The organism is Rahnella sp. CG8 (assembly GCF_023701875.1).
Lineage (GTDB): Bacteria > Pseudomonadota > Gammaproteobacteria > Enterobacterales > Enterobacteriaceae > Rahnella > Rahnella aceris.
Genome location: NZ_JABAED010000028.1, coordinates 18,128 through 42,388, shown reverse-complemented (window position 1 = coordinate 42,388; position 24,261 = coordinate 18,128). Strand labels below are relative to the sequence as shown.

Below are 24,261 nucleotides of genomic sequence, written 5' to 3'. Positions count from 1 at the left end.
GCTTACGCCCGCTGAGGTTGGCTTACAGCCTGCCTTGCTCCCAAGGCCGAAATCAACGATTCTAGTCAGGCACTAAGGAAGCATGAAGCAGAACATCAGGATGATGGCTGATTCATAAAAAAGGGGACGGCTCAGGAAGAGTCAGGACGGCATCGGATTATGCCAGGATGTTTCAGGACGAAACCAGGGACACCTCCAGGACGGAGAAGAGAGCTCACAAAGGAAGCTGAGCGGGTCACAGATGACCAAGGGACATCAGTCAGGATGACTTAGGACAGACCGTCAGGATGAAAGTTGGACGATGCAAAGGACAGCCGGTTAGGATAACCGCAGGAAAAGTTTTCAGGGATTGAGCAGGGAGCACTCAGGTAGCTGGATTGCTATAAAACGAACCGGGGGCACTGTGAAAACAGTGCCCCCAACTTTTATGTCTATAAAAATTACTTCTGTAAAATCTTCCTTCCAGCCCAAAGCGCCAGCCATTCCTCAGCCGATCGCCCCCAAGACATCATCCTGCCCCTGCTTTTTCGGCAACAGGAATAAAGTGGCAAAAATATCCAGCAGATAAATCGCGGCCAGCAAGGTAATTGCTGCGGTAAATGACACCTGTGCCACCAGCATTCCAATCACCAGCGGGCCAAAACCACCGACGCCACGTCCGAGATTAAATAACAGATTCTGGGCCGTCGCCCGGACACGTACCGGATAGAGATCGGAAATCAGGCCGCCGTAACCGCCAATCATGCCATTCACGAACATCCCCATCAGCGCGCCTGCGAACAACATCAGCGTCGGGTCAGACAACTGCGCGTAACACACCACCATCACGACAGCGCCAATCTGATAAATCAGGAAGATTTTCCAGCGCGGGAAACGATCCGACAACATGCCGAACAGCCAGATGCCGAAGGTCATACCGACAACCGTCACGGCGGTCCACAGGCCAGATTTGGTCAGTGAGAAGCCAAAGTTTTTCGACAGATAACTCGGCATCCAGATCATCAGCCCGTAATAACCAAAGTTCTGAACAGAGCACAGGATCAGAATGCCGATACTGGCTTTGGTCGTGACTTTATCGCGGAACAGTAACTTAATGCGGCTAAACAGTGAGCCATCATTATTGCTGGCAGTGTGTTTTACGAAGGCTTCCGGTTCGCCCATTGTGCGGCGGATAAGGAAAGAGGCCAGCGCCGGTAACAGTCCGACCAGGAACATGCCGCGCCAGCCGATAATGCCCAACAGCATCGGTGTCAGGAAGGCGGCCATTAGCACGCCGAGCTGCCAGCCCATGCCGACATAGGCCGAGGCGCGGTTACGTTTTTCCGCCGGCCACGCTTCTGCAATCAGCGCCATGCCGATACCAAATTCACCGCCCAGGCCGACACCAGCCAGAGTGCGATAGATCAGTAAATCCCAGTACCCTTGTGCGAAAGCGCATAAACCGGTGAAGAGGGAGAACATCAGAATGGTGAAGGTCAGTACCCGGATGCGGCCGAAACGATCGCTGATAGGTCCGAAAATGACGCCGCCCAGTACGGCACCAATCAGGGTCCAGGTCACCAGCGAACCACTTTGTGAGGAAGACAAACCAAATTCGCTGGTAATAGCCGGGAGCATGAAACCGAGGATCAATAAATCAAATCCGTCCATGGCGTAGCCGGTGACGGAGGCCAGCATGGCTTTTGCCGGTGTTGCGTGTGCTTTTTGAATGTGTTGTGCGGACATGTGGACAGATCTGTAAAGAAAAAAGTGGCGGTAGTTTGCCCGTAACGGGCGTTTATCGCTACCACGAAAAACTTATGGTTGGATAGATAAATTGGATAGGATGCAGAAAGTTGGGGCATCAGTCCTTCAATGTTATGCTTTGCGCCCCCCGGCGGAGGCTGCCCGGGGCCATGAACGAAGAGAGTCATTGATGAATATAGAAAACCAGGTTCGCCAGATTTTAGAAGATATCGAGCAGGTCATGCGTGATGAAAAATTGTGGCACGCCACGCCGCCGGAAGCGGAAGCCTTTGAAAGCAAAGAGCCGTTTTCAGTGGATACCCTGTCTGCTGAACAATGGCTCCAATGGGTGCTGGTTCCCCGTATGTACGCGTTGCTGGAGGCCCAGGCACCAATGCCAACCCGTTTTGCTATCACCCCCTATTTTGAAGTGGCGATGCCTGAAGCACTCCGTTTGCTGACTCAGCTGCAACGCCTCGACGATTTGCTGAACATAGAAGACTGACATGCTGGAAATTTTGTATCAGGACGAACATCTGATCGCAGTAAATAAACCTGCGGGTATGCTGGTTCATCGCAGCTGGCTGGACCGCCATGAAACGGTGTTTGTGATGCAAACATTGCGTGATCAGATTGGTCAGCATGTGTTTACGGTTCACCGGCTGGATAAGCCGACGTCGGGCGTTTTGCTGCTGGCGCTGTCCAGCGAAGTGGCGCGTTTGCTGTCGCAGCAGTTTGAAAATAACCAGATGAGCAAGGTGTATCATGCCGTGGTTCGCGGGTATGTGCCGCAAGACGGTACCCTCGATTACGCGCTGACGGAAGAGCTTGATAAAATCGCCGATAAGTTTGCCAGTCCGGATAAAGCGCCACAGCCTGCGGTCACGCATTATCGCGTGGTGGCTCAGGTCGAGATGCCCGTGGCTGTTGGTCGTTATGATACGGCCCGTTATAGCCTGGTAGAACTGAAACCAGAAACCGGTCGTAAACATCAGCTGCGCAGGCATATGTCGCATCTGCGTCACCCGATAATCGGAGACAGCGCGCACGGTGATTTAAAGCAAAACCGGGGTATGACGCAGCATTTCGGCTGTTCCGGGCTGATGCTGCACGCCAGTCATATGCAATTGCCTCATCCGGTTACGGGTGAGCCGTTGTCGATTCAGGCGCGCTGGGATCATCGCTGGCAAAATGTGGTGACACAGTTTGGCTGGCAGGGAAAAATCCCTGAGCTTGAAAGGGTTGAGTTTGCAGAAACTTGCCGTCAGGATAGTGCACAAATTTAGTCCCTTTGATTGAAATATTGGCATCACACAGGAGTGAAACCCATGGCAGAAGTCGGAATTTTTGTCGGTACGGTATACGGCAATGCGTTACTGGTGGCAGAGGAAGCGGAAACCGTGCTGAAAGGCCAGGGTCATGACGTGAAACTGTTTGAAGAAGGCACGCTTGAAGCCTGGCAATATTACCGTCATCACTTTGTGCTGATTGTGACGTCGACTACCGGTCAGGGGGATTTGCCGGACAGCATCGCGCCTTTGTATGTCGCCATCCGTGACACCGTGGGCTATCAGCCGGAGTTGCGTTACGGCATGATTGCGCTGGGTGATATCAGCTACGATCATTTCTGTGGCGGCGGCCATAAGCTGGATGATTTATTGCAGGAACAAGGCGCATCGCGCATTGGCGAAATGCTGGAAATTGACGCCATGGAAACTGCCGAACCGGAAACCGTTGCGATTCCGTGGGTGGAAAAATGGGGACAGTTGCTTAAATAACGTCACACCCTTTGCCGTTCTGCGCGCAAGAAATAAAAAGGTCAGGCAAACGCCTGACCTTTTTTGTATTCACATCTTCTGACCGGAATTTATCAGCGGCCGTTGGTGAGTTTTTCCAGATCAGATTCAATCTCAGAAATTTTATTCGCCACGACAGATTCAAGATGGCGTAAGTCATCCAGAATTTTACGTTTCAGATCCACTTCTACCTGATCACGCTGACAGATTTGATCCAGCTCATCAATCACATAGCGCAGATTTGGGCTGATCTCATGAATTTCTTTATAACCCTGACCGGCATTATCGGCAACGATGGTTTTACGCTGGCGCGGGTATTTAAACTTCACGCTTTTAGCAAAAAACTCGCCTTTATCTCTGCGGAAATAGATCTTCAGAATATCGTTATTGGCCTCCTGACGCAGGCTGTAACGATCAATATCGTCGGGATTATTAATGCCCAGGCTTTTCAGATTGTCATACATAGCGCCACCTTCGTTTAGGAGAAAATCAGAGTGTCATGATGAACTGAACGGCGGCTTTAATCATTGATTAATTGCACAGTTTGCCGTTTAGAAGATAAAAAAATAGCGGGTTATTTTTTAAAACAATACCCGCTATTTTTAAGTTTAGTCGATTGTGCGCAATAACTCATTCAGGCCGGTTTTGCCCAGAGTTTTCGCATCTACTTTCTTGACGATGACAGCGCAGTACAGGCTGTATTTACCGTCTTTAGAAGGCAGGTTGCCGGAAACCACTACGGAGCCCGCTGGTACGCGGCCGTAATGCACTTCACCAGTTTCACGGTCATAGATTTTGGTGCTCTGGCCGATGTAAACACCCATGGAAATCACCGAGCCTTCTTCCACGATCACGCCTTCAACGATTTCTGAACGCGCGCCGATGAAGCAATTGTCTTCGATGATAGTCGGGTTCGCCTGAAGTGGCTCCAGAACGCCGCCGATACCTACGCCACCGGACAGATGAACGTTTTTACCGATCTGCGCACAAGAACCGACAGTCGCCCAGGTATCAACCATGGTGCCTTCATCAACGTAAGCGCCGATGTTGACATAAGAAGGCATCAGCACGGTGTTGCGTGCAATGAATGCGCCTTTACGCACGGCAGCAGGTGGCACCACGCGGAAACCTTCACGCTGGAAACGCGCTTCATCGTAGTCAGCGAATTTCATGGGCACTTTATCGAAGTAACGGCTCTCACCGCCTTCCATCACCTGGTTGTCATTGATTCTGAACGAGAGCAGTACCGCTTTCTTCAGCCACTGATGCGTCACCCATTCGCCATCAATCTTCTCAGCAACGCGCAATTCGCCGCTGTCGATTTTGCTGATAACTTCAGTGATAGCGTCGCGCGTTACGCTGTCAACGTTAGCCGGAGTAATGTCTGCACGGCGCTCGAAGGCTTGTTCAATAACGGTTTGTAGTTGCTGCATCCTGTTCTCTTTCCTGAATTGGTTTTAAAAGATAGTGGTACTTGTATCACATTTTATCGCCAGGGTTGAGTGCCTCAGTTAACCGGCGTGTGATTTCCTGGCGAGTTTGCTTATCCAGCGCACGACGCTCGCCATTTGCCAGAATAAATAAGTCCTCTACGCGTTCGCCGATGGTCGAGATGCGCGCACCGTGCAGCGACAGGCCGAGATCAGAGAAGACTTCCCCGACGCGTGCCAGCAGACCGGGTTGATCCAGCGACACCAGTTCCATATACGTCCGGCGGTCGGTATGCGTCGGCAGGAAACTGACTTCGGTCTGCACGCTGAAATGACGCAGTTTCGGCGAAGGACGTCGCGCACGCGGCGGCTGATAAGCCTGCGTCATCGACTGTTCCAGCGCGTAACGAATGGCTTCATGCCGGTCTTGTGCTAGCGGGCTGCCGTCCGGTTCCAGTACAATGAAAGTATCCATCGCCATGCCGTCGCGATTGGTGAAAATCTGCGCGTCATGAATGCTCAGGTTACGCCTGTCCAGCTCACCGGCGACGGTGGCAAACAGATACGGTCGGTCAGGGCTCCAGATAAATATCTCGGTCCCGCCGCGCGTTGCCTGACGGCTGACCAGCACCAGCGGTTTGGTGGAGTCATGTTCCAGCAGGTGTCTTGCGTGCCATGCCAGTTGATTGGGTGAATGGCGCAGGAAATAATCTGCCCGGCAGCGGCTCCAGATACGGTGCAGCGCTTCTTCATCAATATTATCCATACGCAGCAATGCCAGCGCCTGAAGGCGGTGATGACGCACGCGCTCGCGAAGATCCGGCGTGTTTTGCATGACGCGGCGCAATTGCTTTTCGGTGGCAAAATACAGTTCGCGTATCAGGCTTTGTTTCCAGCTGTTCCACAGGGTTTCGTTGGTAGCACAGATATCCGCCAGGGTCAGGCTGACCAGATAGCGCAGGCGAACTTCGGTCTGCATTTCTGCGGCGAACTGCTGGATTTCATTAGGATCCTGAATATCGCGGCGCTGTGCCGTCACTGACATCAGCAAGTGACAGCGAACCAGCCACGAGACCAACTGGGTTTCACGGGAATTCAGCCCGTGCAGTTCGGCAAATTCCAGCACATCCTGCGCGCCGAGAATCGAGTGATCACCACCGCGGCCTTTGGCAATATCGTGGAACAGGGCGGCCATCAGCAACAGTTCAGGCTGTGGCAGCCGCGGATACAGCTCCACACAGAGTGGATGTTTCGGCCGGGTTTCTTCGTGAGCAAAGCTTTCAAGTTTTTGCAGCACGCGAATGGTATGTTCATCGACTGTGTACGCGTGGAACAAGTCGAATTGCATCTGCCCGACGATCTGCCCCCATTGCGGCATATATGCCCACAGCACGCTGTGGCGGTGCATAGGCACCAGCGCGCGTGACACGGCGCCCGGATGGCGCAGGATCGACATAAACATTTCGCGCGCCTGCGGGATCATGCATAGCGGCTCTTTGAGATGTCGACGGGCATGGCGCAGCAGGCGGACGGTGGTGGAGTAAATCCCTTTGATTTCGCGATGGCGCACCATCAGGTGGAACATGCTGATGATAGTTTCCGGACGGCGGTCAAAGAGCGTGCTGTCCCGCAGATCAATCAGATCGCCACGCAGTTGGAAATCTTCATCGAGCGGCCGTGGTTTTTCATTCGGGCCGATGGCCAGAATCGCTTCATCGAACAACTGCAATAACATCTGATTCAGCTCGCCGACCCGGCGGGTCATGCGGTAGAAATCTTTCATCATGCGTTCGACGGGCTGATTGCCTTCGCCCTGATATTGCAGCAATTGCGCCACACTTTGCTGGCGGTCGAACAGCAGACGGTTGTCGTAGCGGGGCAGCAGCAAATGCAGGGCAAAACGGATTCGCCACAGGAAACTCTGACATTCCAGCAGTTCGTTGCGCTCAGCTTTGGTCAGAAAACCAAAGGCCACCATTTCGTCCAGCGATGTGGCGCCAAAATGACGACGGGCTACCCATAAAATGGTGTGAATGTCGCGCAGGCCGCCGGGGCTGCTTTTGATATCTGGCTCAAGGTTATAACTGGTGCCGTGATAACGCAGATGGCGTTCATTTTGTTCATCAATTTTGGCGCGGAAGAAGTTTGGCGAAGGCCAGAATCCGTCGCTGAAAATGTGTTTCTGCATACTGAGAAACAGCGCGACATCGCCGCAGATCAGGCGGGATTCGATCAGGTTGGTGGCTACGGTTAAATCAGCCAATCCTTCCAGCAGACATTCTTCCAGCGTACGCACGCTGTGTCCGACTTCCAGCTTAACGTCCCACAGCAAGGTAATCAGTTCACCGATGCGCAATGCCTGTTCATCGTTAAGCCGTTTCTGGCTGAGCACCAGAACATCGATATCCGATAAAGGATGCAATTCGCCGCGCCCGTAGCCGCCTACGGCCACCATCGCGGTTTCCGGAATATTGTCGAAGCCGTAGAAGGTCCACAGACGCTGTAACAGCTGATCGATGTAATGCGTCCGTGCGTCTACCAGTTCTTCAGCCTGTTGCCCGGCATTGAAGGCATCCGCCAGCCATGCCTGAAACTGTTCCATATGCTGTTTCAGGCTCTGACGGTTTAAATCGTCGTCCGGATAGACAGAAGGGGAGGCCGGTTGTAGCGGAAAAGTACGGGCGAGATCCTGCGTGGTTTGCAGTAGTACGCTCTTTTCAGCCGGGAAGTTTTCAATCATGGGTGCGCAGCCCTACACGTGAGAGACCAATAAACGTGAAAGATAAAAAAAACCGGCTTTCGCCGGCTTGATTCACAGATTTATACCCTCTCCGCAGAGCGGGTGACTGTTTAGTCGTGCGTCAGGATAGCCGGAATGGTGTCATCCTTACGCAGCGTCATAATTTCACAACCGTTATCTGTCACCACAATAGTATGCTCGTACTGAGCCGACAAGCTGCGATCTTTAGTTTTTACTGTCCAGCCGTCTTTCATGGTGCGGATACGGTAATCGCCTGCGTTGACCATCGGTTCAACGGTAAACGCCATACCCGCCTGAAGCACAACACCGCCGTCATCCGCATCGTAATGCAGTACCTGAGGCTCCTCGTGGAAACCCTCACCGATGCCGTGACCGCAATATTCGCGTACCACAGAGAATTTCTCGGCTTCAACGAACTTCTGGATCTCTTTACCCAACGTGCGCAGGCGGATACCTGGCTTGATCAGGCGCAGTGCGATATACAGGCTTTCCTGCGTGATACGGCAAAGACGCTCACCCAGAATCGTCGGTTTACCCGCGATGAACATTTTGGAGGTGTCACCATGGAAACCATCCTTAATGACCGTGACATCAATGTTGACGATGTCGCCATCTTTCAAAATTTTGTCTTCGCTCGGAATACCGTGGCACACCACTTCGTTAACGGAAATACAGACAGATTTCGGGAAGCCGTGGTAATCCAGGCAGGCAGAAACCGCCTGTTGCTTGTTCACGATGTGATCGGCACAAATGCGATCCAGCTCGCCGGTGCTGACGCCCGGTTTAACGAAAGGCTCAATGATTTCCAGCACTTCCGCGGCCAGACGGCCAGCAACGCGCATTTTTTCGATGTCTTCAGGGGTTTTGATTGAAATAGCCATGTGTTGTCCTGCGGGTTCTGTGCATCAGGTGTGCTTTATTTCTACACCGATGTCGTCAATAATTAGCTGTGGCTTATGGTATCAGCCCTGATATTTGCTGCCAAACTATCATTTCCCGGGAAGCAATCCGGTGAACAAAAGTTGCTGCCGGGCCGTTATTTATGGTATAAAGCGCGCCGGCAATCCGCTCTGGGTCTTACGACTCTGAGGGATTAAAGCCAAAATCACTCATTGTGTACTTATTAACGTAAGTAATAACACACACGTATCGACACATACGCCGGGGTGCCTTGGGAATTCGTTCTGCAGGGTCGGTTGTATGGGATACGTGGAGGCATAACCCCAACTACTTAATAGAGGTTTTATCATGGCAACTGTTTCCATGCGCGACATGCTCAAGGCCGGTGTTCACTTCGGTCACCAAACCCGTTACTGGAACCCGAAAATGAAGCCATTCATCTTCGGCGCTCGTAACAAGGTTCACATCATCAACCTTGAGAAAACTGTTCCAATGTTCAACGAAGCTCTGGCTGAGTTGCAGAAGATCTCCTCCCGTAAAGGTAAGATCCTGTTCGTTGGTACTAAACGCGCAGCAAGCGAAGCGGTAAAAGAAGCTGCACACAACTGCGACCAGTTCTTCGTGAACCATCGCTGGTTGGGCGGCATGCTGACTAACTGGAAAACAGTTCGTCAGTCCATCAAACGTTTGAAAGATCTGGAAATTCAGTCTCAGGACGGCACCTTCGAGAAGCTGACCAAGAAAGAGGCGCTGATGCGTACTCGTGAACTGGCTAAGCTGGAAAACAGCCTGGGTGGTATCAAGGATATGGGTGGTCTTCCTGATGCTCTGTTCGTTATCGATGCTGATCACGAACACATTGCAATCAAAGAAGCTAACAACCTGGGTATCCCGGTATTCTCCATTGTTGATACCAACTCCGATCCGGATGGCGTTGACTTTGTTATCCCAGGTAACGATGACGCAATCCGTGCAGTAAATCTGTACCTGAGCGCTGTTGCTGCCACTGTTCGTGAAGGCCGTTCGCAAGATCTGGCTGTTCAGGCAGAAGAAAGCTTCGTAGAAGCTGAATAATAAGGCAAGCTCAGCAGAGCCCTTATTAACCAGGTATTGAAATATGTTGGTTAGGGGGCCTTTATTGGCCCCCTTTGCTTATCTTAAATGCGAGAAATATCTCACCGCAAAAACCCTTTTTGCACTGAGATAATCGAGGAAAATACAATGGCTGATATTACCGCTGCCCTGGTAAAAGAACTGCGCGAACGTACTGGCGCTGGCATGATGGATTGTAAGAAAGCTCTGGTTGAAGCTAACGGCGACATCGAGCTGGCAATTGAAAACATGCGTAAATCTGGCGCGATCAAAGCGGCGAAAAAAGCAGGCAACGTAGCTGCTGACGGCGTGATCAAAACCAAAATCGAAGGTAACTTCGGCGTGATTCTGGAAGTTAACTGCCAGACTGACTTCGTGGCTAAAGATGCTGGTTTCCAGGCTTTCGCTGACAAAGTACTGGACGCTGCTGTTGCAGGCAAAGTGACTGACGTTGAAGTCCTGAAAGCTCAGTTCGAAGAAGAACGTATTCAGCTGGTTGCTAAAATCGGTGAGAACATCAACATTCGCCGCGTTCAAATCCTTGAAGGCGACGTGTTGGGCAGCTACCTGCACGGCGCTCGTATCGGCGTTCTGATTGCTGCTAAAGGCGCTGATGAAGAACTGGTTAAGCAAATTGCTATGCACGTTGCAGCAAGCAAACCAGAATTCGTTAAGCCTGAAGATGTGTCTGCCGAAGTGGTAGAAAAAGAGTACCAGGTTCAGCTGGACATCGCGATGCAGTCTGGCAAGCCAAAAGAGATTGCAGAGAAAATGGTTGAAGGCCGCATGAAGAAATTCACCGGCGAAGTTTCTCTGACTGGTCAGCCTTTCGTTATCGACCCAAGCAAAACTGTGGGTCAGGTTCTGAAAGAACATAGCGCTGACGTGACTAACTTCATCCGCTTCGAAGTGGGCGAAGGTATCGAGAAAGTTGAGACTGACTTTGCTGCTGAAGTTGCAGCAATGACTAAACAGTCTTAATCAGTATCTGATACACCCTAAAATGGAACCGCTGCGAAAGGGCGGTTCCGTTTTATCCAGCCCCAAATTCCTATTACATTGTGCGTGAATGTCATTCAGACAGCGCTATGATGTAAAGACTGACTATCCATTAAGACACATTGCTTCTAGGACAGACACCATGGCTACCAATGCGAAACCCGTTTATCAACGTATCCTGCTCAAACTCAGTGGCGAAGCCCTGCAGGGTAGTGAAGGTTTTGGTATCGACGCGAGTGTATTAGATCGCATGGCTCAGGAAGTAAAAGAGCTGGTCGAACTCGGCATTCAGGTAGGTGTTGTGATCGGCGGCGGTAACTTGTTCCGTGGCGCGGGTCTGGCACAGGCGGGCATGAATCGTGTTGTAGGCGACCATATGGGTATGCTGGCGACTGTCATGAATGGCCTGGCAATGCGTGATGCATTACACCGCGCCTATGTTAACGCACGCCTGATGTCTGCAATCCCTTTGAACGGTGTTTGTGATAATTACAGCTGGGCAGAAGCCATCAGCTTGCTGCGTCATAACCGTGTGGTGATTTTCTCCGCCGGTACCGGCAATCCTTTCTTTACCACTGACTCAGCAGCGTGTCTGCGCGGGATCGAAATCGAAGCTGATGTGGTATTAAAAGCGACCAAAGTTGACGGCGTATATTCTGCCGACCCGGTGAAAAATCCGGAAGCGACACTCTACGAAACACTGACCTATCAGGAAGTGTTGGAACAGGAATTGAAAGTGATGGATCTGGCGGCCTTCACGCTGGCCCGCGATCACAATCTGCCAATTCGCGTTTTCAACATGAATAAGCCTGGTGCACTGCGTCGCGTGGTGATGGGTGAAAATGAAGGAACGCTGATTTCTAAAGCGGAGTGATCCTTCACAATTGAACATTACGTTCAGCCAGCCTCTGCTGGCATGAGTATTCACGGACTATACTGATGTTATGGTCTGCCAGGTAATCAGCTTTCAAAGGTTCACAACGTGATTAACGAAATCAAAAAAGACGCTGAAATTCGCATGGAAAAATGCGTTGAATCATTCAAAACGCATATCAGCAAAATCCGTACCGGCCGTGCATCTCCGGGCATCCTGGATGGCATCATGGTGGAATACTACGGTTCAGCAACGCCTCTGCGTCAGCTGGCACAGGTGACGGTGGAAGATTCCCGTACTCTGGCAATCTCTGTTTTTGACCGCTCTATCAGCGCTGCTGTTGAAAAAGCGATCATGACCTCTGATTTGGGTCTGAACCCGTCTTCTGCAGGCGCGACAATTCGTGTTCCATTGCCAGCGCTGACCGAAGAACGTCGTAAAGACTTGATCAAAGTGGTGCGTGGCGAAGCAGAGCAGGGCCGTGTCTCTGTCCGTAACGTCCGCCGCGATGCGAACGATAAAACCAAAGCACTGTTGAAAGATAAAGAAATCAGCGAAGACGAAGATCGCCGTTCCCAGGACGATATTCAGAAACTGACTGATATTTTCATCAAGAAAATCGACGTTGCTCTGAGCGAGAAAGAAGCCGAGTTAATGGAGTTCTAATCCGGCTTGAATTTCTTCCAAAGCGCCGCAATTGCGGCGCTTTGTCTTTTATCGGGCTTTAAATTTTTTACCTGTTCGAACAATCTCATGGACAAGCCAGATAAGAGGTTTCAGACTGTGCACTTTCCGAATTTACGAGCGCTATCCCGGGCATTTTCATGAAACAAATGACTATTCTTGGTTCGACAGGGTCTGTCGGCACCAGCACGCTTTCCGTTGTCCGGTCTAACCCTGACGATTTCTCCGTTAAAGCACTGGTTGCAGGGCGCAATGTTGACGTTATGGCGCAGCAGTGTCTTGAGTTTCACCCTGCCTATGCTTCGATGGCGGATGAATCTTCTGCCCGTGCGCTGAGAGCCATTCTGGCTGAACAGGGAAGCCGTACCGAGGTGCTTTCCGGACCCGATGCGGCGACTGAACTGGCCGCTCTTGATGATGTGGATCAGGTGATGTCGGCTATCGTGGGGGCTGCGGGCTTGTTACCGACACTTGCTGCTGTCCGCGCAGGTAAACAGGTACTTCTGGCTAACAAAGAATCGCTGGTGACCTGCGGGCGCATTTTTATGGACGCTGTCCGCCATAGTCAGTCTCAGCTATTGCCTATCGACAGTGAACATAACGCTATTTTCCAGAGTTTGCCTGAATCCATTCAAAAACAGCTGGGATATGCTTCCCTCGAAAGCCACGGGATCTCCCGCATTATTTTAACCGGATCCGGTGGCCCGTTCCGCGAACTGCCGTTGGATAAATTTCGCGATGTCACTCCTGATCAGGCTTGCGCGCATCCCAACTGGTCGATGGGGCGTAAAATTTCCGTCGACTCGGCAACCATGATGAATAAAGGGCTGGAGTATATTGAAGCCCGCTGGTTGTTTAATGCCTCTGCTGCTGAGATGGAAGTGATTATCCATCCGCAATCCGTGATCCATTCCATGGTGCGTTATTGCGATGGCAGCGTGCTGGCTCAACTTGGCTCGCCGGATATGCGTACCCCAATTGCGCATGCCATGGCATATCCGCACAGAGTCAGAACTGACGTCGAAGCGTTGGATTTTTGTAAAATGGGTGCGATGACTTTCAGTGCACCGGATTACGCACGTTATCCTTGTTTGCAATTGGCTATCGAAGCCAGCAACACCGGGCAGGCAGCGACGACGGCACTGAATGCCGCGAATGAAATTTCGGTGGCCGCGTTCCTCAATGGTGAGATTCGTTTTACTGACATTGCTGGCCTGAATCGTCAGGTGATGGAGCAGTTAGTGAGCGCTGAACCTGATTCTGTTGAGGAAGTGTTGGAGATCGACGCGCAGGCGAGAGCCAGTGCACGTGAGAAACTTCATACATTTGCGCTATAAGGCTGTTTTTGTACTTATGCAGCAGTTTGTTAGCATCACATTGAAATGGTATAGTCTGCGCCACACTGACAGTAGATTTGGCTTTTCAGGGCCTGAGTGTTAAAGGTGGAATCGGTGATCTGTCAGTGTAAGCCGTGCCTGCAAGGGGGACACGGCTTTTTTGCGCGTGTAGTCGCACCAGCGACAGAAAGGTGTGCCGCCAGCTAACTGTTGTGGCGTCGTCAGCCAGAAGAATGTTATGCCAGCCAGAAAGCCGCTGTGTTCTGATAAAAGGAAATGAGTACGCGTTATGTCCCTCGAAAATCAACAGATGTCTGATATGTATTGCTCTCAACCTCGCCATGTTGCCATTATCATGGACGGTAACGGACGCTGGGCAAAACGTCAGGGTAAAATGAGGGTATTCGGTCATAAAGCGGGAGTGAAGTCGGTGCGCAAAGCGGTAAGTTTTGCTGCCAGTCATCACCTTGATGCACTCACGCTTTATGCCTTTAGTAGTGAAAACTGGAATCGTCCGGCCCAGGAAGTCTCCGCATTGATGGAGTTGTTCGTCCGTGCATTAGACAGTGAAGTCAAAAGCTTGCATAAACATAATGTCAGGCTTCGGGTCATTGGCGACGTCAGTCGCTTTAGTGCTCGTCTGCAGGAACGCATTCGTCGTTCAGAAACAATGACTCAAAATAACGACGGTCTTACCCTGAACATTGCCGCGAATTACGGTGGCCGATGGGATATTATTCAAGGCGTTAAGACTCTGGCGGGTCAGGTTGAAGCCGGCACGCTTCGGGCAGAACAGATTACAGAAGAATTGCTGAATTCAGCGGTCTGTATGAGCGAACTGGCACCCGTCGATTTGGTGATCAGAACCGGTGGGGAACATAGGATCAGTAACTTTTTGCTGTGGCAAATTGCCTACGCGGAGCTCTACTTTACCGATGTCCTCTGGCCTGATTTTGATGAAAATACCTTTGAAGGTGCGCTGACTGCTTTTGCACAACGCGAGCGCCGCTTCGGGGGGACTACACCTATCGGCGCCAATGCGTCCTAGGGAGAACATTTGCTGAAGTATCGCATTATCACAGCTCTGATTTTAATACCGATTGTTATTGCAGCACTCTTTTTATTACCGCCTGTCGGTTTTGCCATCGTGACGTTAGTTGTGTGCATGCTGGCAGCGTGGGAGTGGGGGCAACTGGCCGGTTTTGCAAGCCGTAATCAGCGCATCTGGCTGGCTATATTATGTGGTTTCCTGCTGGCAGCGATGATGCTGAGCATACCTGCTTACCAGCAAAGCGTGCATCTGTTGCAAGTCGGAGGCTCATTATGGGCTGCGCTTGCGTGGTGGTGTCTGGCATTGGTGCTGGTGGTTGGATATCCTGCTTCGGCAGCCTTCTGGCGCCATTCCCGTGTGCTGCGCTTAGTCTTTGGCATACTGACTATTGTGCCGTTTTTCTGGGGTATGGTCGCACTGCGCCAATACGGTTATGCAGAAAATCATCATACTGGCGCATGGTGGTTGTTATATGTGATGCTACTGGTCTGGGGGGCAGACTCCGGCGCTTACCTGTTTGGTAAATTATTTGGTAAGCATAAACTGGCGCCTAAAGTATCCCCGGGGAAAACCTGGGAAGGGTTTGCTGGCGGTCTTCTGACTTCAGCCCTCATAGCCTGGCTATTTGGCCGCTATGCACCACTTGATGTGGTACCGTCGACCTTATTGATTTGTTCCGTTGTTGCCGCGCTGGCTTCTGTGCTGGGCGACCTGACGGAAAGTATGTTTAAACGCGAGGCAGGGATCAAAGACAGTGGTCATATGATCCCTGGTCACGGCGGAATACTGGATCGTATCGACAGCCTGACGGCTGCGGTGCCTGTATTCGCCTGTCTGATGCTGTTAGTGTATTAATCCGTCTGTGACGGTGAAGTTTCCTAAGGAATAGTTAGACATATGATGAACATACTCTGGAGCCTGGCCGCCTTTATCGTCGCATTGGGGGTGCTTATCACCGTGCACGAGTTCGGCCATTTCTGGGTTGCTCGTCGTTGTGGTGTGCGTGTCGAACGTTTTTCTGTCGGTTTTGGACGCGCGCTATGGCGCCGGACTGACCGTCAGGGAACAGAGTATGTTCTGGCCATCATTCCTCTCGGAGGCTACGTTAAGATGCTCGACGAGCGCGTCGAGGCTGTAGCGCCTGAATTCCGCCACCAATCTTTCAATAACAAAAAAATCTGGCAGCGCGCTGCTATCATCAGCGCCGGGCCGATCGCCAATTTCATTTTTGCTGTTTTTGCTTACTGGCTGATCTTCGTCATCGGCGTGCCGAGCGTGCGTCCTGTCGTGGCAAATGTCACTGCAAATTCAATTGCCGCACAATCCAATATTTCACCCGGAATGGAACTAAAATCTGTTGCGGGTATCGAAACGCCTGATTGGGATTCAGTTCGTATGGCGTTAGTCGGCGAAATTGGTGATGATCAAACGACGGTTGATGTGGCGCAATTTGGCTCGTCCCAGGTCGTTGAGAAAACTCTGGATTTGCGTCAATGGCAGTTTGATCCTGAAAAGCAGGATCCGGTGGTGTCTCTGGGTATGATTCCCAGAGGGCCGCAGATAGAATCTGTTCTGCAGGAGGTGCAGCCAGATTCAGCCGCGCAAAAGGCGGGTTTGCAAGCCGGGGACAGGATCGTTAAAGTCGATGGTCAGATTCTGGAAAGCTGGCAGTCGTTTGTCATACAGGTACGTGACAATCCGGGTAAACCAATTGCACTGGAAGTTGAGCGGGCGGGGAATCCCGTCGCGTTAACACTGACGCCGGACACGAAGTCCGCAGGTAAAGGCAAGATACAGGGTTTTGCTGGTGTGGTACCGAAAGTGATACCGCTGCCTGATGAATATAAAACAATCCGTCAGTATGGCCCGTTTGTGGCGTTTTATGAGGCCGGGGATAAAACCTGGCAACTGATGAAACTCACAGTGAGCATGCTGGGTAAGTTAATTACCGGAGATGTGAAGCTGAACAATCTGAGTGGCCCAATATCCATCGCACAGGGCGCAGGAATGTCAGCTGAATATGGTTTGGTGTCTTACCTCACGTTTTTGGCACTCATTAGTGTCAATCTGGGGATCATCAACCTCTTCCCATTACCGGTATTAGATGGTGGACACCTGCTGTTTCTCGCAATAGAAAAGCTTAAAGGTGGGCCAGTTTCCGAGCGAGTTCAGGACTTCAGTTACCGCATTGGTTCAGTTTTGCTGGTGTTGTTGATGGGGCTTGCACTTTTCAATGATTTCTCCCGTCTTTAAGGCCGGAGATTAGGTTAGGAAGAACGCATAACAACGATGGCGATCAAAAAGTTGCTCATAGCGTCGCTGCTGTTTGGCAGCGCCACCGTATACGGTGCAGACGGTTTCGTAGTGAAAGATATTCATTTCGAAGGCCTGCAGCGAGTTGCCGTCGGTGCGGCGTTACTCAATATGCCGGTTCGCGTCGGTGATACGGTGACTGACGATGATATCAGTAATACCATTCGTGCATTGTTTGCCACTGGCAACTTCGAGGATGTTCGTGTCCTGCGCGATGGAAATTCTCTGATTGTTCAGGTCAAAGAACGTCCAACTATTGCCAGCATTACTTTCTCCGGTAACAAATCGGTGAAAGATGACATGCTGAAGCAAAACCTGGAGGCCTCTGGCGTCCGTGTTGGCGAAGCCCTTGACCGTACAACCATCGGCAGCATCGAGAAAGGTCTCGAAGACTTCTATTACAGCGTCGGTAAATACAGTGCATCGGTAAAAGCGGTTGTGACCCCTTTGCCACGTAACCGTGTTGATCTGAAGCTGGTCTTCACCGAAGGTGTTTCTGCCAAAATTCAGCAGATCAACATTGTTGGTAACCATGCCTTTACGACCGATGATCTGATTTCACGCTTCCAGCTGCGTGATGAAGTGCCATGGTGGAACGTGGTCGGTGACCGTAAATATCAGAAACAAAAACTCGCGGGTGACCTTGAAACCCTGCGTAGTTTCTATCTGGATCGCGGTTATGCCCGTTTCAACATTGATTCGACTCAGGTCAGCCTGACGCCGGACAAAAAAGGCATCTACATTACGCTGAACATCACAGAAGGTGAGCAATACAAACTTTCTGGCGTTGAAGTGACTGGCAGCATGGCGGGTCACTCAGCAGAAGTTCAAAGCCTGACTAAAATTGATAAAGGCGAGCTGTATAACGGCGCCAAAGTCACCAAAATGGAAAACGACATCAAGCAGATGCTGGGTCGTTATGGCTATGCCTATCCGCGTGTGACTACACAGCCAGAAATTAATGATGCAGACAAGACCGTCAAACTGCATATCAACGTTGATGCGGGGAACCGTTTCTATGTACGTCATATCCGTTTTGAAGGTAATGACACCAGTAAGGACAGCGTACTGCGCCGTGAAATGCGTCAGATGGAAGGTGCCTGGTTGGGCAACGATCTGGTCGATAAAGGTAAAGAGCGTCTGAACCGTCTGGGTTATTTCGAAACGGTTGATGTTGATACGCAGCGTGTTCCAGGTTCGCCTGATCAGGTTGATGTTGTCTACAAAGTGAAAGAACGTAACACCGGTAGCTTCAACTTTGGTGTGGGTTACGGTACTGAGAGTGGTGTCAGCTTCCAGGTGGGTGTCCAGCAGGATAACTGGCTGGGTACGGGTAATTCTGTTGGCATCAGCGGTACTAAAAACGATTACCAGACATATGCAGAATTCACTATCACTGACCCTTACTTCACCGTTGATGGCGTAAGTCTGGGTGGTCGTATCTTCTATAACGACTTCAAAGCTGATGATGCGGACCTGTCCAGCTATACCAACAGAAGTTATGGTATTGGCGGTAATCTTGGTTTCCCAATCAATGAAAATAACTCATTGCGCCTGGGTCTGGATTACGTACACAACGATCTGTCCAATATGGAACCACAGATCGCTATGTTCCGTTATCTGAACTCTGTTGGGCTGAAACCGCCGGTGACCACCAGTGACAATGCTGATGCTGACTTTAGTGCGAATGATTTCTTCGCCAACCTCGGCTGGGGTTATAACAATCTCGACCGTGGCTACTTCCCGACATCTGGGACGAAAGCCAGTCTGAACGGTAAAGTAACCGTTCCGGGTTCTGATAACGAATATTATAAAATTACATTTGATTCAACCAGTTATATGCCGCTAAATCAGGATCGTGACTGGGTGCTGATGGGCCGTGCGCGTGCAGGTTACGCAGACGGTCTTGGCGGTAAAGAAGTGCCGTTCTACGACAACTTCTATGCCGGTGGTTCAAGCAGTGTTCGTGGTTTCCAGTCGAACACCATTGGTCCAAAAGCGGCATACTACAAATGTACTACGGCTAACACATCTTACAGCGGCTGTCCGATTGATAACTCAAACGACGCAGTTGGCGGTAACGCAATGGCAGTATTGAGTGCTGAACTGATTGTTCCGACTCCATTTGTTAGCGAGAAATACGCTAACTCATTGCGTACTTCCCTGTTCGTGGACAGCGGTACTGTTTGGGATACAGGTTGGGAAAACACCCCGCAGACTATTGCGGCAGGCGTTCCTGATTACAGTAAACCAGGTAACATTCGTGTTTCTTCGGGTCTTGCGTTGCAGTGGATGTCTCCACTTGGACCATTGGTCTTCTCCTACGCACAACCGGTCAAGAAATATGAAGGCGATAAGGCAGAACAGTTCCAGTTTAACATTGGTAAAACCTGGTAACGTTCTGTCCGGGCAGAAGTTGTCCAGCAGAATCGCAATGGCCTGATGATAAATCTCATACACGGGTTTCGGCCCGTGTATTGTTTTCATGTCAGGTGTTTTGTGTAATTTAATGTGCCATATGGCACAACGGGTGATGGAAGGAGTTTATAGTGAAAAAGTGGTTATATGCCGCAGGCCTCGGTTTAGTTATGGCTTCTTCAGCTAGCGTTCAGGCTGCTGATAAAATTGCTATCGTTAACGTAGCAAGTATTTTCCAACAAATGCCTGCTCGTGAAGCTGTAGCAAAACAGCTGGAAAACGAGTTCAAAAGCCGTGCGACAGATTTGCAATCTCAGGAACGTGATCTGCAAACCAAAATGCAACGTCTGCAACGCGATGGCTCTACAATGAAAGCCAGCGACCGTTCTAAACTTGAAAAAGACGTAATGGCTCAGCGTGAAGCATTCTCTGCAAAAGCGCAGCAATTCGACCAGGACAACCGTCGTCGTCAGGGCGAAGAGCGCAACAAAATCCTGAGCCGTATTCAGGACGCTGTGAAAACTGTAGCAAGTAAAGAAGGTTATGACGTTGTTATCGATGCTAATGCCATTGCATATGCTGACAATAGCAAAGACATTACTGCTGATGTGCTGAAACAGGTTAAATAAACATGTCTTCAATTCGACTGGCTGATCTCGCACAGCAGTTGGATGCACAATTGCACGGTGATGGCGAAATTGCCATCACCGGCGTTGCTTCAATGCATTCCGCACACTCTGAGCAAATCACGTTTTTATCAAACAGCCGTTACCGTGAACAGTTGGCTTCCTGCAATGCAGGCGCCGTAGTGTTGACCGAAGCGGATCTGCCATTTTGCCCTACAGCGGCATTAGTGGTTAAAAACCCTTACCTGACGTATGCGCGGATGGCGCAATTGCTGGATACCACGCCAGCACCGGCAGTGGATATCGCGGCGAGTGCGGTGATTTCAGACAGTGCAACATTAGGTAAGAATGTCTCGGTTGGCGCAAATGCAGTCATCGAATCAGGCGTTGTATTGGGTGACAATGTTGTCATCGGTGCAGGCTGTTTTATCGGTAAAGAGGCAAAAATAGGCGCTGGCACACGGTTGTGGGCCAATGTTTCTATTTATCACCGCGTTGAAATCGGCGAGCAGTGCTTGATTCAGTCAGGTACTGTGATCGGCGCTGATGGTTTTGGTTATGCCAATGATCGTGGTAATTGGGTTAAAATCCCACAGTTAGGTACTGTCATTATCGGTGACCGTGTTGAAATCGGTGCCTGTACCACTATTGACCGTGGCGCACTGGATGACACTATCATTAGCAATGGCGTCATCATTGATAACCAATGTCAGATTGCACACAACGTCGTGATTGGAGACAATACGGCGGTCGCTGGCGGTGTTATTATGGCCGGTAGTCTGAAAATTGGACGCTACTGCCAGATCGGCGGAGCCAGTGTTATCAATGGTCACATGGAAATCTGTGATCAGGCCGTAGTGACGGGAATGGGAATGGTAATGCGACCAATCACTGAACCTGGGGTATACTCCTCCGGTATCCCGTTACAACCGAATAAAGTTTGGCGTAAGACGGCTGCATTGGTAATGAATATCGACGAGATGAATAAACGCCTCAAAGCTGTCGAGCGTAAAATCGAAAAAGATTAATTACCACCTACGGTGCTGCTTTGTGTTCCCTTCGTTGAGTGAACCTGCGACATACGTTCCTATTTGCGGCCTGCCTGATGACCTTCTTTTGGGGTCTGGCAGGCCGTGTTATTGATGCCATCAGTTTTTATAGACAGGAAGAGTATTTTGACTACTGACACTCATACTCTGCATATTGAAGAGATACTGGATTTACTGCCACACCGTTACCCGTTCTTGCTGGTTGATCGCGTGTTGGATTTTGAGAAAGGGAAATTTTTGCGCGCTGTGAAAAACGTTTCTTTTAACGAACCGTTCTTCCAGGGCCATTTCCCGGGTAAACCGATTTTCCCGGGCGTTTTGATTCTGGAAGCAATGGCTCAGGCCACCGGCATTCTGGCATTTAAAAGCGTTGGAAAACTGGAACCTGGCGAATTGTATTATTTTGCAGCAATCGACGATGCACGCTTTAAACGTCCGGTCCTGCCGGGTGACCAGATGGTTCTGGAAGTTGAATTCATTAAAGAGCGTCGTGGCGTTGCTCGTTTCAAAGGTGTCGCGAAAGTCGATGGCGAGATCGCTTGCGAGGCATCAATGATGTGCGCCCGCCGCCGGGAGTCTTAATACATGATTGATAAAACCGCCTTTATTCATCCAAGCGCTATTGTTGAAGACGGTGCTGTTATCGGTGCCAGAGTTCATATCGGTCCTTTCTGCTACGTGGGTTCCCAGGTAGAAATTGGTGAAGGCACCGAGCTTAAATCACACGTAGTTCTTAATGGCGTGACCAAAATTGGTCGCGATAACCGCATCTTTCAGTTCGTTTCCATTGGTGAAATTAACCAGGATCTGAAATATGCCGGTGAACCAACACGCGTTGAGGTCGGCGATCGCAACAATATTCGTGAGAGCGTTACCATTCATCGTGGTACCGTTCAGGGCGGTGGTCTGACAAAAGTGGGTAGTGATAACCTGTTGATGGTTAACGCACATATTGCCCACGATTGTGTCATTGGGAATCGCTGTATTCTGGCGAACAACGCGACCCTCGGTGGTCACGTTGAGGTTGATGATTTCGCGATCATTGGCGGCATGACGGCAGTGCATCAGTTCTGTATTATCGGTGCGCATGTGATGGTGGGTGGATGTTCCGGGGTTGCTCAGGATGTTCCTCCGTTTGTCATTGCGCAAGGTAACCATGCGACACCTTTCGGCATCAATATCGAAGGGCTTAAGCGACGTGGTTTCGAAAAAGCCGATCTGCACGCTATTCGCAATGCTTATAAGTTACTGTACCGCAGCGGTAAAACGCTGGAAGAAGCACAACCGGAAATCGCTGCTATCGCGGCTGAATTCCCGAAAGCTAAACCTTTCAGTGATTTCTTTGACCGCTCAACGCGCGGTATTATTCGCTGATCTGCGCTACGGAAAACAATGCAAAAGCCTGTTCTGACAATTGGCCTGGTGGCCGGTGAAACGTCCGGTGACATTCTTGGCGCCGGGCTGATTCGAGCCTTGAAGAAGCATCATCCTGATGCCCGTTTTGTGGGTGTCGCGGGTCCGCTGATGCAGGCGGAAGGATGCGAAGCCTGGTACGAGATGGAAGAACTGGCGGTAATGGGCGTGGTGGAAGTTCTTGAACGGCTGCCACGCTTGTTGAAAATCCGCAAAGATCTGACCCGTCGTTTTAGCGAACTGAAGCCTGATGTGTTCGTGGGCATTGATGCTCCTGACTTCAACATCACGCTTGAAGGTCGTTTGAAGCAGCGCGGTCTGCGTACTATTCACTATGTCAGCCCGTCTGTCTGGGCCTGGCGTCAAAAACGTGTTTTCAAAATCGGCAAGGCAACGGATCTGGTTTTGGCATTCCTGCCTTTCGAAAAAGCGTTTTATGACAAATTCAATGTTCCCTGTCGTTTCATTGGTCATACGATGGCCGATGCGATGCCGCTGCATCCTGATAAACAGGCTGCACGTTTGTCACTCGGTATTCCTGAAGATGTGCATTGCCTTGCTTTGCTGCCGGGAAGTCGTCACGCTGAAGTGGAAATGCTCAGCGCGGATTTTCTGAAAACAGCTTTGCAGCTACGACAGACTTATCCTGATTTACATGTCGTTGTGCCCCTGGTGAATGCCAAACGTCGCGAGCAGTTTGAACGGATCAAGGCTGAAATAGCCCCTGATCTTCCTGCGCATTTGCTCGATGGGAAAGGTCGGGAAGCGATGATCGCCAGTGATGCCGCTTTACTGGCATCGGGAACGGCAGCGCTGGAATGTATGCTGGCAAAATGCCCGATGGTTGTGGGTTATCGTATGAAGCCTTTCACTTTCTGGCTGGCGGAACGTCTGGTGAAAACGCCGTATGTTTCATTGCCAAATCTGCTGGCACGGCGGGAAATTGTCACCGAATTACTGCAAACCGAATGTGTACCTGACAAACTTTCTGCTGCGTTGCTGCCTTTATTGGCTGGTGGTGAGAAAAGCCGGGAACTGCGTGAGACGTTCCTGGAACTGCATGAAAGTATCCGCCGTGACGCAGACGAACAGGCTGCTCAGGCTGTCATGGAGCTGGCAAAGCGATGAGTGATGTATTTATCTATCCACAAGCTGTCTGTATTGCAGGCGTGGATGAAGTGGGGCGTGGTCCTTTAGTGGGGGCAGTCGTCACCGCTGCTGTGATTCTTGATCCTGCTAACCCGATTGCCGGGCTGGCAGATTCCAAGAAACTCTCTGAAAAGCGCCGTGAGGCGTTATACATCGAAATCAAAGAGAAAGCGCTGGCCTGGAGTCTCGGGCGCGCTGAACCACATGAAATTGATGAACTGAATATTTTGCATGCCACCATGCTGGCAATGCAAAGAGCCGTTGCCGGTTTGTGTATTACGCCTGATATGGTGCTGATTGACGGCAATCGCTGCCCTAAACTTCCGATGGCTTCACAGGCGATAGTGAAAGGGGACAGCAAAGTCGCTGAAATTAGCGCAGCCTCAATTTTGGCTAAAGTCACCCGCGACCGCGAAATGGTTGAACTGGATCTTCAGTTCCCTGAATATGGTTTTGCGAAGCACAAAGGCTATCCGACGCCGGTGCATCTTGAAAGTCTTGCCCGTCTTGGAGCCACTACACACCACCGTCGAAGTTTTTCACCGGTGAAACGCGCGCTCGGACTGGCATAACGCGTCATTTGTTCCTGCCCGTTTTTATTGCTAAAAAAGACGGGCACACAAACCTTTAATTCACTCATTTCT

At 50.7% G+C, this 24,261-nt stretch carries 23 protein-coding genes; 18 read left to right on the top strand and 5 right to left on the bottom strand.

What is annotated here, in order from left to right; genetic code table 11:
• Window positions 1-486: 486 nt before the first annotated feature.
• On the bottom strand, window positions 487-1,725 hold the full coding sequence (locus tag HGO41_RS21130) for an MFS transporter (protein ID WP_013574185.1): 1,239 nt from the start codon (window positions 1,723-1,725) through the stop codon (window positions 487-489).
• Between the two features lie 190 nt (window positions 1,726-1,915).
• On the opposite strand from HGO41_RS21130, the gene HGO41_RS21125 reads away from it, so the two are divergent.
• The 3 genes from HGO41_RS21125 to HGO41_RS21115 are packed head-to-tail and all read left to right on the top strand — an operon-like array spanning window position 1,916 to window position 3,503.
• Window positions 1,916-2,230 (top strand): YqcC family protein, encoded by a 315-nt coding sequence (locus HGO41_RS21125; RefSeq protein WP_013574186.1) that lies wholly within the window; start codon window positions 1,916-1,918, stop codon window positions 2,228-2,230.
• A 1-nt stretch (window position 2,231) separates the two neighbouring features.
• Complete coding sequence (gene truC, locus HGO41_RS21120) at window positions 2,232-3,011, top strand: tRNA pseudouridine(65) synthase TruC (RefSeq protein ID WP_166861385.1); 780 nt, start codon at window positions 2,232-2,234, stop codon at window positions 3,009-3,011.
• 42 nt (window positions 3,012-3,053) lie between these two features.
• A complete protein-coding gene (locus HGO41_RS21115) occupies window positions 3,054-3,503 on the top strand; it encodes a flavodoxin (protein ID WP_013574188.1) in 450 nt (149 codons plus the stop codon).
• A gap of 92 nt (window positions 3,504-3,595) precedes the next feature.
• Here HGO41_RS21115 and HGO41_RS21110 read toward each other — a convergent pair whose 3' ends face one another.
• The 4 genes from HGO41_RS21110 to map form a co-directional block, all read right to left on the bottom strand.
• A complete protein-coding gene (locus HGO41_RS21110) occupies window positions 3,596-3,985 on the bottom strand; it encodes a DUF3461 family protein (RefSeq protein ID WP_013574189.1) in 390 nt (129 codons plus the stop codon).
• Window positions 3,986-4,129: 144 nt separating this feature from the next.
• A complete protein-coding gene (dapD, locus tag HGO41_RS21105) occupies window positions 4,130-4,954 on the bottom strand; it encodes a 2,3,4,5-tetrahydropyridine-2,6-dicarboxylate N-succinyltransferase (RefSeq protein WP_013574190.1) in 825 nt (274 codons plus the stop codon).
• A gap of 46 nt (window positions 4,955-5,000) precedes the next feature.
• Window positions 5,001-7,691 (bottom strand): bifunctional uridylyltransferase/uridylyl-removing protein GlnD, encoded by a 2,691-nt coding sequence (gene glnD, locus HGO41_RS21100; RefSeq protein WP_250981366.1) that lies wholly within the window; start codon window positions 7,689-7,691, stop codon window positions 5,001-5,003.
• Between the two features lie 110 nt (window positions 7,692-7,801).
• Window positions 7,802-8,593 carry a type I methionyl aminopeptidase gene (gene map, locus HGO41_RS21095; protein ID WP_013574192.1) on the bottom strand — a complete coding sequence of 264 codons (792 nt, stop codon included), beginning with the start codon at window positions 8,591-8,593 and terminating at the stop codon, window positions 7,802-7,804.
• 367 nt (window positions 8,594-8,960) lie between these two features.
• On the opposite strand from map, the gene rpsB reads away from it, so the two are divergent.
• The 15 genes from rpsB (at window position 8,961) to rnhB (ending at window position 24,189) form a co-directional block, all read left to right on the top strand.
• A complete protein-coding gene (rpsB, locus tag HGO41_RS21090) occupies window positions 8,961-9,686 on the top strand; it encodes a 30S ribosomal protein S2 (RefSeq protein ID WP_013574193.1) in 726 nt (241 codons plus the stop codon).
• 147 nt (window positions 9,687-9,833) lie between these two features.
• Entirely contained in the window at window positions 9,834-10,685 is an 852-nt protein-coding gene (tsf, locus tag HGO41_RS21085) for a translation elongation factor Ts (protein ID WP_013574194.1), read from the top strand.
• 160 nt (window positions 10,686-10,845) lie between these two features.
• The gene (gene pyrH / locus HGO41_RS21080; RefSeq protein ID WP_013574195.1) at window positions 10,846-11,577 is read left to right on the top strand and encodes a UMP kinase; all 732 of its coding nucleotides are present in this window, start codon (window positions 10,846-10,848) and stop codon (window positions 11,575-11,577) included.
• A 108-nt stretch (window positions 11,578-11,685) separates the two neighbouring features.
• Window positions 11,686-12,243, top strand: coding sequence for a ribosome recycling factor (gene frr / locus HGO41_RS21075; protein ID WP_013574196.1), 558 nt, complete (start codon window positions 11,686-11,688; stop codon window positions 12,241-12,243).
• Between the two features lie 158 nt (window positions 12,244-12,401).
• A complete protein-coding gene (ispC, locus tag HGO41_RS21070; protein ID WP_112152492.1) occupies window positions 12,402-13,598 on the top strand; it encodes a 1-deoxy-D-xylulose-5-phosphate reductoisomerase in 1,197 nt (398 codons plus the stop codon).
• A gap of 289 nt (window positions 13,599-13,887) precedes the next feature.
• A complete protein-coding gene (gene ispU, locus HGO41_RS21065; protein WP_013574198.1) occupies window positions 13,888-14,646 on the top strand; it encodes a (2E,6E)-farnesyl-diphosphate-specific ditrans,polycis-undecaprenyl-diphosphate synthase in 759 nt (252 codons plus the stop codon).
• 9 nt (window positions 14,647-14,655) lie between these two features.
• Window positions 14,656-15,504, top strand: a complete 849-nt coding sequence (gene cdsA, locus HGO41_RS21060) for a phosphatidate cytidylyltransferase (RefSeq protein ID WP_013574199.1) — start codon at window positions 14,656-14,658, stop codon at window positions 15,502-15,504.
• 42 nt (window positions 15,505-15,546) lie between these two features.
• Window positions 15,547-16,902, top strand: a complete 1,356-nt coding sequence (rseP, locus tag HGO41_RS21055; RefSeq protein ID WP_013574200.1) for a sigma E protease regulator RseP — start codon at window positions 15,547-15,549, stop codon at window positions 16,900-16,902.
• Window positions 16,903-16,938: 36 nt separating this feature from the next.
• Window positions 16,939-19,359: an outer membrane protein assembly factor BamA gene (gene bamA / locus HGO41_RS21050; protein WP_013574201.1), complete on the top strand. Its 2,421-nt coding sequence runs from the start codon at window positions 16,939-16,941 to the stop codon at window positions 19,357-19,359.
• Window positions 19,360-19,511: 152 nt separating this feature from the next.
• Window positions 19,512-20,009, top strand: coding sequence for a molecular chaperone Skp (skp, locus tag HGO41_RS21045; RefSeq protein WP_013574202.1), 498 nt, complete (start codon window positions 19,512-19,514; stop codon window positions 20,007-20,009).
• Between the two features lie 2 nt (window positions 20,010-20,011).
• The gene (lpxD, locus tag HGO41_RS21040; protein WP_013574203.1) at window positions 20,012-21,034 is read left to right on the top strand and encodes a UDP-3-O-(3-hydroxymyristoyl)glucosamine N-acyltransferase; all 1,023 of its coding nucleotides are present in this window, start codon (window positions 20,012-20,014) and stop codon (window positions 21,032-21,034) included.
• A 147-nt stretch (window positions 21,035-21,181) separates the two neighbouring features.
• Window positions 21,182-21,637: a 3-hydroxyacyl-ACP dehydratase FabZ gene (gene fabZ, locus HGO41_RS21035; RefSeq protein ID WP_013574204.1), complete on the top strand. Its 456-nt coding sequence runs from the start codon at window positions 21,182-21,184 to the stop codon at window positions 21,635-21,637.
• A gap of 3 nt (window positions 21,638-21,640) precedes the next feature.
• Window positions 21,641-22,429: an acyl-ACP--UDP-N-acetylglucosamine O-acyltransferase gene (lpxA, locus tag HGO41_RS21030; protein ID WP_013574205.1), complete on the top strand. Its 789-nt coding sequence runs from the start codon at window positions 21,641-21,643 to the stop codon at window positions 22,427-22,429.
• A gap of 18 nt (window positions 22,430-22,447) precedes the next feature.
• Window positions 22,448-23,596: a lipid-A-disaccharide synthase gene (gene lpxB / locus HGO41_RS21025; protein WP_037035142.1), complete on the top strand. Its 1,149-nt coding sequence runs from the start codon at window positions 22,448-22,450 to the stop codon at window positions 23,594-23,596.
• The gene (gene rnhB / locus HGO41_RS21020) at window positions 23,593-24,189 is read left to right on the top strand and encodes a ribonuclease HII (protein ID WP_037035141.1); all 597 of its coding nucleotides are present in this window, start codon (window positions 23,593-23,595) and stop codon (window positions 24,187-24,189) included. Before lpxB ends, rnhB begins: the two co-directional genes overlap by 4 nt.
• Window positions 24,190-24,261: the final 72 nt, after the last annotated feature.

Bases quoted from the DNA above. Each gene is read 5' to 3' on its own strand.
- lpxD (WP_013574203.1), top strand. From the start codon at position 20,012: ATGTCTTCAATTCGACTGGCTGATCTCGCACAGCAGTTGGATGCACAA.
- HGO41_RS21115 (WP_013574188.1), top strand. From the start codon at position 3,054: ATGGCAGAAGTCGGAATTTTTGTCGGTACGGTATACGGCAATGCGTTA.
- truC (WP_166861385.1), top strand. From the start codon at position 2,232: ATGCTGGAAATTTTGTATCAGGACGAACATCTGATCGCAGTAAATAAA.
- pyrH (WP_013574195.1), top strand. From the start codon at position 10,846: ATGGCTACCAATGCGAAACCCGTTTATCAACGTATCCTGCTCAAACTC.
- map (WP_013574192.1), bottom strand. From the start codon at position 8,593: ATGGCTATTTCAATCAAAACCCCTGAAGACATCGAAAAAATGCGCGTT.
- ispU (WP_013574198.1), top strand. From the start codon at position 13,888: ATGTCCCTCGAAAATCAACAGATGTCTGATATGTATTGCTCTCAACCT.
- ispC (WP_112152492.1), top strand. From the start codon at position 12,402: ATGAAACAAATGACTATTCTTGGTTCGACAGGGTCTGTCGGCACCAGC.
- HGO41_RS21130 (WP_013574185.1), bottom strand. From the start codon at position 1,725: ATGTCCGCACAACACATTCAAAAAGCACACGCAACACCGGCAAAAGCC.
- rpsB (WP_013574193.1), top strand. From the start codon at position 8,961: ATGGCAACTGTTTCCATGCGCGACATGCTCAAGGCCGGTGTTCACTTC.
- dapD (WP_013574190.1), bottom strand. From the start codon at position 4,954: ATGCAGCAACTACAAACCGTTATTGAACAAGCCTTCGAGCGCCGTGCA.
- HGO41_RS21110 (WP_013574189.1), bottom strand. From the start codon at position 3,985: ATGTATGACAATCTGAAAAGCCTGGGCATTAATAATCCCGACGATATT.
- bamA (WP_013574201.1), top strand. From the start codon at position 16,939: ATGGCGATCAAAAAGTTGCTCATAGCGTCGCTGCTGTTTGGCAGCGCC.
- HGO41_RS21125 (WP_013574186.1), top strand. From the start codon at position 1,916: ATGAATATAGAAAACCAGGTTCGCCAGATTTTAGAAGATATCGAGCAG.
- glnD (WP_250981366.1), bottom strand. From the start codon at position 7,691: ATGATTGAAAACTTCCCGGCTGAAAAGAGCGTACTACTGCAAACCACG.
- tsf (WP_013574194.1), top strand. From the start codon at position 9,834: ATGGCTGATATTACCGCTGCCCTGGTAAAAGAACTGCGCGAACGTACT.
- rseP (WP_013574200.1), top strand. From the start codon at position 15,547: ATGATGAACATACTCTGGAGCCTGGCCGCCTTTATCGTCGCATTGGGG.
- rnhB (WP_037035141.1), top strand. From the start codon at position 23,593: ATGAGTGATGTATTTATCTATCCACAAGCTGTCTGTATTGCAGGCGTG.
- lpxA (WP_013574205.1), top strand. From the start codon at position 21,641: ATGATTGATAAAACCGCCTTTATTCATCCAAGCGCTATTGTTGAAGAC.
- lpxB (WP_037035142.1), top strand. From the start codon at position 22,448: ATGCAAAAGCCTGTTCTGACAATTGGCCTGGTGGCCGGTGAAACGTCC.